This is a genomic window from Faecalibacterium longum (genome assembly GCF_040094125.1).
Lineage (GTDB): Bacteria > Bacillota > Clostridia > Oscillospirales > Ruminococcaceae > Faecalibacterium > Faecalibacterium longum.
The window spans coordinates 53,965-62,536 of sequence record NZ_JBBNIH010000129.1; the positions used below are offsets into that span (position 1 = coordinate 53,965).

Sequence of the window (8,572 nt, forward strand, 5' to 3'; positions counted from 1 at the left end):
AATGCACCATGAAACACACCAAAAAGATCACCATCCTCCACTCCAATGATCTGCACGGAGACTTTCTGGCAGAGCAGGTGGACGAAAAACTGGTGGGCGGCGTTTCCATGCTGTCCGGCTACATCGAAAAGGTGAGGGCAGAGGAGCCCAACACCATCTACGCCATTGCAGGTGATATGTTCCGGGGCTCGGTCATTGATTCCGAATACAAAGGGCTTTCCACCATCGAGATCATGAACGCCCTTGCCCCGGACGTGGTTACCATCGGCAACCACGAGGTGGATTACGGCATCGCGCATCTGCTGTTCATCGAAAAATGCGCGCGCTTTCCCATCATCAACGCCAACCTCTACATCAAAAACACCCCCACCCGGCTGTTTACTCCCTACAAGATCCTGCGGGTGGACGGCATGAACATCCTCTTCATCGGCATCATCACCCAGGACGTCATCAACCAGACCAAGTCCGAATCTCTGGTGGGGTCCTTTGTGGACACCGCCGCAGCTGCCGCCGAGGTGGGCAAGATCTGCAACGCCCACAACAGCATCGACATCGATTTTACCGTGCTGCTGACCCACATCGGCTTTGAGGAGGACCGCCATCTGGCCCGCCAGCTGGACCCGGCCTGGGGGGTGGACCTGATCATCGGCGGGCACAGCCACACCCTGCCAGAGCACGCGGTGGAGGAAAACGGCGTGGTCATTGCGCAGGCGGGCACCGGCACCGACCAGATCGGCCGCTTTGACATCATTGTGGACACGGACAACAACTGCATCGATTCCTACACATGGCACACGGTGCCCATCACCGCCGAGACTTGCCCCCGCAACCCCGCCATGGAGCAGGTGCTACACCGCTTCACCAGTCAGGTGGACGAAAAGTACAGCCACATCGTGGCGCGCTTCCGCCGGGAGCTGACCCACCCGGAGCGCACCCGGGAGACTGAGCTTGGCAACCTGTTTGCGGACATCTTCACCCGCAGCCTTGGCATCGATATTATGCTCATCGGCTCCGGCAGCATCCGGGCCGAAAAGCTGGGCCCCATTGTCACCTACGGCGACCTCATCGAGGGTTTCCCCTACGACGACGGCGTGTTTATGTTCAAGGTGACAGGCCGGCAGCTGCGCCAGATGCTCCACTACATGCTGCGAGAGGAGGCCTACACCGGCCACACCGAGTTCTACCAGCTGCCCTCCACCCTGCGGCTGCACTACGACCGCGCCAAGGGCGACTTTGATTACTTTACCTACTGCGGCAAGGAGGTGGGCAAGGAGATCGGCGACGATGCCTTGTTCACCGTGGGGCTGCAGAACTACCACTTCAAAAACATCGAGAGCTTTTTCAACATCTCCTACGATACCATCTGCAAGCTCCAGAAGCCCCGCAGCGTGGCAACCTCCTGTCAGGATGTCCTGATGGAGTATTTCCGGGAGCACGAGATGGTGGACGCCGCCGTAGACGGCAGAATGACCATTCTGCCCCCTGCCGGGCAATGACCACTTTTTTCGGGGGAAGCTGACGCTTCTCCCGAATGGGGCCCTGAAAAAAAATTTACCACAGAAAGGAGCACCCCATGAAACAACGATTCTCAAAACGAACACGCCTTGTCAGTGCCCTTTTGACGCTGGCTATGGTATTCACCTTTTTGCCCTTCAGCGCCTTTGCGGCAGGGGGGTGACGGGTGGTTATAGCATCACCTCAATAGTATTGTATCGTTCTTACAGAAAGAACAGTACAACATCATCGTTCGGGTGATTTTGTCCTATTGTGCTGATTTATGCCTTTTCCCGGTCGAGTTATAAAAAACGGTAACTCGTCCGGGCGATTTCATGCGCTATCCGATCACAGTTGCTGTTTGTGGAGGTAACTGTGATTTTTTATTGGGGTAACGCATCAAAAAAAGCCTGTCTGCTGCCGTAGACCAGACTGCAAACAAACCGGCACAATTGTTCCGCTTCACCACCCATAATCATGCCGATGTGCAATATTGCGCCAGCTTTCCACTGTGGGAGGCTGGCGTTTTTACGCTTTTAAGGGCAAGGTGTCGTGCGCCACCACGATCCTTTTTGTCCGAATGCTCACATTCTGTAAAATAACTGGAGGATTATTGATAATGAAATCGACCTATTTGCTGCCGTGGTTCAAGATGACCACATGGTACTTCCGACTGTCTCGATTGCTGAAAGTTTCCAACATCAAAAGGCGCACCAAAAATCATGGTGCTGTTGCCAACCGTATTTTCATGTTGGTGAAAAATCATGTGCTGGCCGTATCCGGCATGGGGGATGAAGCTCCGCCCTCTCATGGCGGAAGAAACGGAGGGTGTGATGTATTATGATCCTGCTGCAACGGGTGAACGAATCTGCAACGAGCTGTTTACATGGGCGGATGTGTACGACACTGCCAACCACGATGAACGCCGCGCCATTTTGCAGCAGTTCATCAAGGAGATTCGCGTCCGAAAAGACTATGAGATCTCAATCACCCTGAACGCCAGCTTCAATCAAGTGGAGCAGCTCAAGGCTGTATCGACCTACGATGGTGCGGAGATTTTTGAAGGGATTTCCGAGAAGGGGGCATAAAAGCGATGTGCTTGCCCGCAGAACTCTGCAAAATGCAAAGAAAGAAGCGTGAAACCGATGGATTTTCAAAAAGTACATTGATGACCCCGCCCGGTTCGCATCCGACTTCAGGGTTCGGAGCCTGGCACGGTCTGCCAAAGTTTTTTAGGCATAAAAAACGCCGCATCGTACAAAACGATGCGGCAAATTGGTGGACCTAGAGGGATTCGAACCCTTGACCTCTCGGATGCGAACCGAACGCTCTCCCAACAGTCTCGCTTTTGTGCACACCTTATACACTGCGAGAAAAGAAAAATCAACGTATATTCGTCCATATAAAATATTCTGCCAGCCAAACGGTCTTTTAGGGCCGCAAGTATGGTCTCCAAGCCGCTGATTTTCAAGATGATGCAGTTTGGGGCGTAGTATGGTTGGCGGACAAGTGAGCTACAGGCCCTTGAGATGTAACTCACATGGGGTTCAGATGTATCACATCCCAATTTACAATAAAATACGATATAACGTAAAAGCGTGGCTTCTATTTTGAATGAAAGCTGCGCTTTTATTTCATATTAAATGTAGATTAAGAACAAGACAAGTTCCAAGAGACAGTAATCCAGGATTGACAGACATACTTATATTGAGTAAAATAAAAATGAGTAATTATATTCTAGTGGAAGGGCGGTGATCTCTTGGCAACGGCTGATCAGGTTAAAAGTCTAATTAAGGCACATATTGAACAGGATGATGAGAGGTTTAAAACAATCACCCTTCAAATTGCAGCTAACGAAGCTAGGCATGGACATGATACTTTTGCTCGTGAGCTTAAGCAGTATGCAGAAAAAATTGGTAAAGGAAAAAAGAACCTAATCCGATTGAATAACAACGGGAATGAAATGTTCCTTGTCACCCATCCTTCTGAACGACTTTCGGATTTGGTTGTTTCCACGGAAATCCAAGAACGGATAGAACGATTGCTCATAGAGTACCGAAATCGAAACAAGCTACAAAAGTATGGATTGAGCAATCGACGTAAAATTCTAATTGAAGGGCGTCCGGGAACAGGAAAAACATTTACGGCATCTGTGATTGCAGCAGAGTTGGACTTACCCCTTTATACAATTCAGATGGACAAAGTCGTTACCAAGTTCATGGGTGAAACAAGTACCAAACTGCGTCAGATTTTCGATAATATTTCAACTTCAACGGGAGTGTATTTTTTTGACGAATTTGATGCCATCGGTGCCGATAGAAGTTTGGACAATGAAGTTGGCGAGGCAAGAAGAATCCTAAACTCCTTTTTACAATTTATTGAGCAGGATACTTCGGACAGTATCATCATTGCAGCGACTAATAATCAAAAATTATTGGATCAAGCACTTTTTAGACGTTTTGATGATGTTCTACATTATGCGATGCCAACAAGTGATGAAGTCAGAAGACTATTTGAAATTAGATTGGGGACGTTTGATAGTTCTTTTAAAGTATCTGATGAGGCCGTTTGCATGGCCAGCAAATTGAGCCATGCAGAAATCATTCGGGTGTGTGACGATGCTATTAAGAATTCTATTTTAATGAATACAAAGATAGATAATGTGTATCTTTTAAAAATGCTTAAAGATCGTATAAATGCATATATAGCGAAGGAGGCATGATCTCGTGCCTGTAGAGAAACGCAATATTTTCCTTCATGAAACGCAGCATGCCTTACCGTATATTTCAAAACGCAAAAGATCGGGTGCATCGTTTCCTTGCCGCGAAAATCCAAAGGCGCACGCCGCTTTTATTCTTCAAAAACTTGAGGCCTGCAGACAGCAAGATTATGATCAGAAACAAGTAGCGGCTTTTAGGCATAAAGAAGGAATCTATCTTGAATTTTCAGGTGCAGCAGGATACGATTTGCTTACAAAATCCTTTGACAATTATTCTTCAGGTATACGTCTGCTTAATGTACGCGAAGATGGGCAAGACGATGAAAAAATTGTTAGGGCCACTGTTTATGTTCCTGCAGAGAAAACAACATATTTCCTTGATAAAATCCAATCGTATTCAGAGTCGCTAGACACGTTAGAAGCCGGACAAAATCCAAAAAACGACAGTTTAGTTCGGAGTATTGAAGATGTAAAACTTGCTTTGCTCGAGGCGTTTTGGGTAGGAAAAGTAGAGGATATACCTTCTGATGTTCCAGCGTGGTGTGAAATATGGCTCCGATATGAAAAATCCGATCATGCAGCAGCGGAGCAAGATCTTTCTACATGCTGTGAAGAATTCGGAATAGAACTCAATTCAAAGTGTATTGTTTTTCCAGAACGAGTAGTTCGACTCGTCCGAGGTACGCGTACACAATTATCGATGCTGCTTGAGGGGTGCAATTATTTAGCTGAAATTCGTAGAGCACAAGAACCAACAAGTTTTTTTGATGAGTTAACTGGTTCTGAACAAAAAGAATGGGTAAACGATTTGTTATCAAGAACAGAATTTCATCCTTCAAGTGCTTCGGTATGCATTCTTGATACAGGTATAATGTATTCACATCCACTTCTTCAACCAGCGATTGATGAGAACAACGTACAAGCGGTTAACGACCAATGGGGAAAAAATGACCATAACGGACATGGAACCGAAATGGCTGGCGTTGCATTGTACTATGATCTCAAGGACAAATTAAGTACTTCTGACACAGTTGATGTGTATCACCATCTGGAATCTGTAAAAATTTTGCCTCCTCACGGAGAGAATGATCCAGACTTGTATGGTGCGGTGACCGGGCAAGCTGTATCTTTGGCGGAAATTTCCAATCCGAATGCAAATCGTAGCATTTGTATGGCAGTAACATCATCACAATATAATACTAACGATGGAAGTCCAACATCGTGGTCTGCTGCTGTAGACAACATTTCATCCGGTGTGGGTGAAGAAGATGCAAAGCGGTTATTTTTCATTAGTGCTGGAAATGTTGATCCTTCTGAAATGCACGATTCAGGTTACCCCAATGCCAATGAAGTACATGTCGTTGAGAGTCCCGGCCAAGCATGGAATGCTTTAACTGTTGGAGCATACACGAAAGATGTCTGTGTTGATGATGAGAACTACAGAGGTTTTACTCCTGTTGCAGATAATGGACAGCTTTCGCCGTATAGTGCTACTTCTTTGATGTTCTCTAAAAAATGGCCAATTAAGCCAGAGATACTTCTCAATGGCGGCAATATGGTGACAAACGGTACCGATTATGATTCGTGTGCAGATTTATCATTGCTGACTACAGGAAAAAATCATTTGGTAAGGCCCTTTTCAACAATTTGGGCTACTAGTGCTGCTACTGCTCAGGCGGCATATATGGCTGCTCAGATATTTGCTGAGTATCCCGATGCTTGGCCGGAAACGGTACGCGCACTATTAGTGCATTCAGCTCGCTGGACACCGCAAATGGAGCAGCAATTTTGTACAGACACAAGGAAATCCAGTGGTCGAAGACACCTGCTTCGCACATGTGGATATGGGGTTCCTGATCTTGAACGAGCAATTCAATGTGTAGACAATTCTGTGAATTTAATTATTCAAGAAGAAATGCAGCCATATGAAAAAGCGAATGGAGTACCTCAAATGAAAGAGATGCATTTGCATCAAATTCCATGGCCTTCAGAGGTACTTCAATCACTTGGAACAGTTGAAGTTGAGATGCGCGTTACTCTGTCGTACTTTGTTGAACCCGGCCCCGGAGAAAAAGGCTGGAAAGATCGTTACCGTTATCCTTCTTGTGGACTTCGTTTTGATGTCATCAATAGCAATGAGACAATAGAAGATTTCAAGAAAAGAGTTAACGTAAAGATGCGTGGAGATGATAAGGCTGACAGCGGTGACGGTAGTAGCGGTAGTGAGCGTTGGTTTCTTGGTTCGGACAATCGAGATGTCGGCTCCATTCATTCAGACTTTATTAAAGCAACTGCAGCAGAACTAAGCCAAGCAAAGTATTTGGCCGTCTATCCTGTAGTTGGATGGTGGAGAGAACGAAGCTACTTAGGAAAAGTTGAAAGTAAAATCAGATATTCCTTAATCGTATCTATTTCTACTCCGGATGTATCTGTGGATCTGTACACCCCAATTGTTGCACAGATTAATAATCCAATCGAAGTGGAAATCCCAACAGAATAACACCCTTATATAAAAGCGCAACTTCTACTCTGAACGAATGGAAGTTGCGCTTTTATTTTATCAACATTTTGGAGGATTATCTTCACCTGAATCTTAATTTTTGTATAAACGCGAGAAATAGTTGAGATTCTCATGGATCATTAACAAGCCCATTAAATCTACTCTTTTACGTTGTCTTATGTCATTTTCATCTGTTGTAATAGTATAGTTGAAGTCGCTGTTTAGCTCTAGCAGAGAATCAAGTTTTTTCAAACGCGTTCGGATGTCGTCAACGGTGTAGATGGAATATGTTTCCAGAATAGTTGTAGAGGAATCTTGTGCTAACATTTCAGCACTTAGTAGTATTTTGTATAAATCCTCCATTTCATCAGGAATATTTTGTTGAAGCAACAACTGACGTAATGCGTTGTCACATTGTTCGAATAAAGAATTGTTGATTATTTCGTTGTATGCATCCCGGATGCGCTTTATAATGGACTTCAATTCTTCTTTGTTTGCCGACATCACAAAACCAGAGGTATCTTTATAATATATTGTAGTTATATCTACACCTAAAATTGTTCCATCGTCAGGTGAATTTCTCTTTGTAAATGTTTCCCATGCAAACAAAAACATATTTGTTTGATTTATCAAGTTACGCGCAGGAATATCAATGCTTGTTAGGGCTTTCTGAGTTTTCTTATACTCTAAATAGTACACCTGTATGATGTAGAATATATAAGCTGCAAAATAGCTTATTGCAATATTATATAGTGTCTTGTCACTAGATTCAGGGGAATAAAACAAAAAGCGAAGAATGTCATTGTCAAAAATGAGTGGCGCAGTAGAACCTCTGATGATAAAGAAAAGCGCAATAAGGTTTAGCAATGTTAGCAAAAGCCACAGACGTTCAAACTCATAAAACCATATATGTCGTTTTGTATGGCTTTTTTTGCTTTGTTTCATTCTAAAATCAACCTCCTAAAAATTTTTTATAATGCAATCGGTTTAAATCGATTTCAAAATTTTCAATTTAGACAAGTAAAGTATATCATCTTGCGATTTTCATTTCAATAAGAATTGTTTGGAAATCAACAATAACGCATAAACAAGGAGGGTGTCTATGGATAAAGACTTTATGCTGAACTATTTTAACAAAGCCGTACAGCCTGAATGGGAGGAGCTGCTGAAAACACCGCGCTACCAACCGGCAGCAAGTAAGCGTGACGCAATCGAACGGGAGTTCTTTCGGATGCTGAACGATGAGCAGAAACGCAAGTACCTTGATTTGGAATCCGCCGTCATATTGGCAGAATGTGACATCGCAGAAGCTATGTATATGAAAGGTGCCGCAGATCGTGAGTTGATGATCCGTTAATACCATGAGTTATGACTACTTCTATGGTCAGTCGGGCGAATTGTTCTCCTACTTCCGCATCCCGAAAGCGCTGTTCCAAGACAGCCGTTTCCGGCAGCTCTCCACCGACGCCCGGACACTGTACGGCATCCTGCTGGACCGCATGAGCCTGTCGGTCAAGAACGGCTGGCTGGACGAGCAGGGGCGAGTGTATATCATTTACACCGTCCGGGAAGTGCAGGAATCTCTCTGCTGTGCCGAACACAAAGCGGTCAAGCTGTTCCGGGAACTGGAGGGCATGGACCTCATCGAGCGCAAACGCCGTGGTCTGGGCAGACCCAGCCTGATCTACGTCATGGACTTTTCGTCTGGACCGCCAAAAGCGCAGGTACAGAATTGCCCAAACAGCAATTCAGGTGCTGCCGAAAGCGCAATTCTGGAGCAGTCAAAACCGCAAGCAAATAAGACTGATAAGAATAAAACAGAGTGGAACGATCCTGACCCTATCTATTCCGGGGGCATC

The 8,572-nt window shown here is 45.3% G+C and carries 8 protein-coding genes; 7 read left to right on the forward strand and 1 reads right to left on the reverse strand.

The window, feature by feature from the left end:
- Positions 1–8 precede the first annotated feature (8 nt).
- From AAAU26_RS06725 to AAAU26_RS06745, 5 genes are all read left to right on the forward strand, one after another.
- Positions 9–1,496 (forward strand): bifunctional metallophosphatase/5'-nucleotidase, encoded by a 1,488-nt coding sequence (locus AAAU26_RS06725; RefSeq protein WP_227619114.1) that lies wholly within the window; start codon positions 9–11, stop codon positions 1,494–1,496.
- 617 nt (positions 1,497–2,113) lie between these two features.
- Positions 2,114–2,338, forward strand: a complete 225-nt coding sequence (locus tag AAAU26_RS06730) for a hypothetical protein (RefSeq protein ID WP_227619115.1) — start codon at positions 2,114–2,116, stop codon at positions 2,336–2,338.
- A complete protein-coding gene (locus tag AAAU26_RS06735) occupies positions 2,328–2,582 on the forward strand; it encodes a hypothetical protein (protein WP_227619116.1) in 255 nt (84 codons plus the stop codon). The genes AAAU26_RS06730 and AAAU26_RS06735 overlap by 11 nt, the downstream gene beginning before the upstream one ends.
- A gap of 671 nt (positions 2,583–3,253) precedes the next feature.
- Positions 3,254–4,216 carry an AAA family ATPase gene (locus tag AAAU26_RS06740; protein ID WP_158401765.1) on the forward strand — a complete coding sequence of 321 codons (963 nt, stop codon included), beginning with the start codon at positions 3,254–3,256 and terminating at the stop codon, positions 4,214–4,216.
- 4 nt (positions 4,217–4,220) lie between these two features.
- Positions 4,221–6,713 (forward strand): S8 family peptidase, encoded by a 2,493-nt coding sequence (locus AAAU26_RS06745; RefSeq protein WP_227619117.1) that lies wholly within the window; start codon positions 4,221–4,223, stop codon positions 6,711–6,713.
- Positions 6,714–6,806: 93 nt separating this feature from the next.
- On the opposite strand, the gene AAAU26_RS06750 is transcribed toward AAAU26_RS06745, so the two are convergent.
- On the reverse strand, positions 6,807–7,658 hold the full coding sequence (locus AAAU26_RS06750) for a hypothetical protein (RefSeq protein WP_158401763.1): 852 nt from the start codon (positions 7,656–7,658) through the stop codon (positions 6,807–6,809).
- A gap of 157 nt (positions 7,659–7,815) precedes the next feature.
- On the opposite strand from AAAU26_RS06750, the gene AAAU26_RS06755 reads away from it, so the two are divergent.
- Together AAAU26_RS06755 and AAAU26_RS06760 are read left to right on the forward strand one after the other, a co-directional pair.
- Positions 7,816–8,070, forward strand: a complete 255-nt coding sequence (locus AAAU26_RS06755) for a hypothetical protein (RefSeq protein ID WP_097793444.1) — start codon at positions 7,816–7,818, stop codon at positions 8,068–8,070.
- A gap of 4 nt (positions 8,071–8,074) precedes the next feature.
- Positions 8,075–8,572: replication initiator protein A (locus tag AAAU26_RS06760; RefSeq protein ID WP_349180975.1), on the forward strand; the 498-nt coding region annotated here is incomplete at its 3' end.